At 54.5% G+C, this 3,054-nt stretch carries 3 protein-coding genes; all 3 read left to right on the top strand.

The genetic code is table 11. From position 1 onward, the window contains the following. On the top strand, positions 1-517 hold a 517-nt coding region (locus H5U36_09820), incomplete at its 5' end, for a substrate-binding domain-containing protein (GenBank protein MBC7218403.1). Continuing rightward, a complete protein-coding gene (locus H5U36_09825) occupies positions 514-1,908 on the top strand; it encodes a hypothetical protein (protein ID MBC7218404.1) in 1,395 nt (464 codons plus the stop codon). The genes H5U36_09820 and H5U36_09825, both read left to right, overlap by 4 nt. An 83-nt stretch (positions 1,909-1,991) precedes the next feature. Next, positions 1,992-3,054: ABC transporter substrate-binding protein (locus tag H5U36_09830; protein MBC7218405.1), on the top strand; the 1,063-nt coding region annotated here is incomplete at its 3' end.

Raw genomic sequence — 3,054 nt, forward strand, 5'->3', positions numbered from 1 at the left:
GACGAAGCACCTCCTTTCTCTTGGGCATACCGAGATCCTCTGCATTGGTGGTCCGGCAAAAATTTCTCTCTTTCGGGACCGATTCCGGGGATACATAAAGGCCCTTGAGGAGGCAGGGATTCCGAAGGAATCGCACCACACAGTTGAGCTCAACCTTACTTTCCACGAAGCCTACGAATTCGGCCTTGAATTCTTGCGGAGAAACGCTCTTCGAGTGACCGCAGTCGTCACCCACAATGACCCGGCGGCCTTTGGAATCCTCAAGGCCGCACAGAACCTCGGCCTTCGAGTTCCTGAAGATTTATCCATTGTGGGATTCGATAACACCTACATCACTGAGTACACGAACCCTCCCCTTACCTCAGTTGACCTGCCAAAGAAAATCATCGGGAAGAGGCTTGTGGAGCTCATGATTCGCCTGATCCGGGGAAACGACGTAGAGCCCTGCGTTATTGACGAAGTCTCTCTTTCCCAGAAAGGGTCCACCGCCCCAAGGAGAAAGGAGGAAATCCTATGAATAAAAAACCAAAGATCACCGTCATTGGTGCCGGAAGTGCTGTTTTTGGACTCTCAACGCTTGTGGGAATCTTAAGGCACCCAGACCTCCGAGGAGTTGAGCTCTTCCTCCATGACATCAACGCCGAGGGCCTTCGGAAAATCCATTCTCTTGCCGAAAGGCTCAACGAAACCCTGAAGGCAGAGGTTTCCATCCAAAGCTCCACAAACCGAAGGGAAGCCCTGGAAGGGGCGGATTTCGTGGTTCTTTCGGTGGCTGTTGACCGGGAGAAATGCTGGAAGCTCGACCGGGAAATCGCCCTCAAGTACGGAATCAATCACTACGCCGAAAACGGAGGACCAGGGTCGTTTGCTCATACTGCCCGAAATCTCTCCATCATCATGCCCATTTTGCGCGATATGGAAGAGCTCTGCCCCGATGCCTGGCTTTTGAATTTCACGAACCCGGTGCCGAAAATCTGCACTGCTGCCTCCCGGTACACAAAAGTAAAGACCATCGGCATTTGCCACCAGATTCAGTTCGGGTACTTCATCTTAGCGGGACTATTCGCCGAGGAACTCGGCTTGAAGATTCCGAAAGACTACAACTTCCGCTGGAACGACCAGTCCATTGCTCTCTTCCGCCTCATGAGCAAAAAAGCCAAGGAGCGCTTCGTCATCCGGGCCTTTGGACTCAACCATTTCACCTTCATGCTTTCTGTAACCGAAAGAGAAACGGGTAAAGACATGTACCCCGAGATTCGGGAGCGGGTACCCCGTATTCGGAAAACCCATCCTTCCTTCGAGCCCTTGACCATGGAATTCTTTGAAGTTTTCGGCATCCTTCCTGTCCCCGGAGATTGCCACCTCTGCGAGTACCTCCCCTACACCCACAACATCCACCGGAAAACCTGGGAGCGGTACGACATCCAGATGTACGATTTTGCCTGGGCAGAGGAAGGAAGGGCAAAAATGTGGGCGGAGATAGACCGAATGCTTGCTGGAGACATTCCCCTCTCCCGTCTTGAGGACCTCGAGACCGAGCGGGGAGAGTTCATCATCGCCGGCATTCTGAAAAACCGCACAAGCTACGAAGAGGCGGTGAACATCCCCAACGCCGGGTACATCACCAACCTCCCCGAAGGGGCTATCGTCGAGGTCCCGGCAATCCTGGGAAGCGAGGGACCCTGGGGTTTGAGTTGTGGGAAACTCCCTGAGCCCATTGCGGAGCTCTGCCGGCGACAGATTCTCATTACGGAGCTCATGGTTCGGGCAATTCTTGAGGAAGACAAAGCGCTTGCCCTTGAAGCCCTTGCCCTTGACCCGATGATTGACGACCTTGATGTGGCACGGAAGCTCCTCGATGAGTACCTCACCGTTTTTGACCCGTACCTGAGCTTCAAGCTTCGATGAGGAGGTGGTGTCAAGAGGTCTCTTCTGCCAAAAAGCGGTAAACCATGTATACCAAAAACACCTTTAAGGAGGAGGATGAGAACGTGAAGAAACTCGGGCTTTTGAGTGTGGTGCTGTGTGTCGTGCTCCTTCTTGGAAGCGGAGCCTTTGCCCAGGAAAAAGTCACCATCCGGTGGCTCTTTGAGACCGACTTTGGTGGCGGATGGAAGGTGCTCATGGAACGCTTCGAAGCACTCCATCCCGACATCGACGTTGAAATGCAGGAAGGTCCCTCGGCAACCAATGTCCGCGAGGATATGTACACAACATCATTTATGGCCGGAGAATCAACCTACGATATGGCCTACGCCGACCTCATCTGGATTCCGAAATTTGCCGCTGCAGGATGGATTATCCCTCTTGGAGATCGACTGCGACCTGATGAAATTGCCCAGTTTTTGCCTGGTGATATCGCCGGAGGCATGTACCAGGGGAAACTCTACCGCATCCCCAGCCAGTCTGATGCAGGCATGCTCTACTACCGAAAGGACCTCCTGGAACAGGCAGGCTTTGAGCCCCCCATTACCTGGGATGAACTCGTAGAGCAGGCGCAGAAACTCCAGAATCCTCCGGATCTCTGGGGATTTGTCTGGCAGGGGAACCAGTACGAAGGGCTCATCTGCGACTACCTTGAGCTCCTCTGGGGCGCAGGGGGAGAACTCCTTGATGCCGAAGGAAAGGTTGTCCTTGATGAGGGAACCGCTGCCGTGGAGGCCCTGCAGTTCATGTACGACGTCATCCACACCTACAAGATTTCGCCTCCGGGAGTCACCACCTATCAGGAGGAGGAATCCCGCCACGTCTTCCACAACGGGCAGGCTGTTTTCCACCGCAACTGGCCATATGTCTGGACTCTGGCCCAGAAGGAAGACTCGCCCATTCGGGGAAAGGTCGGCATTACTCCTATGGTCCATAAAAAGGGCTTCCGGAGTGCCGCAACCCAGGGTGGTTGGGGCTGGACCATTTCGAAGTTCAGCAAGAACCCCGAAGCTGCCTGGGAGTGGATTAAGTTCGCCACGAGTTATCATGCCGCAGGAGCTCGAGGGCTGCTGGACGCTGGAGGACAGGGGCCAGTGCGTGGTCTGGGCGGTGGGGGGAGACACCATA

It is taken from the genome of Candidatus Caldatribacterium sp. (assembly GCA_014359405.1).
GTDB lineage: Bacteria > Atribacterota > Atribacteria > Atribacterales > Caldatribacteriaceae > Caldatribacterium > Caldatribacterium oleiphilum.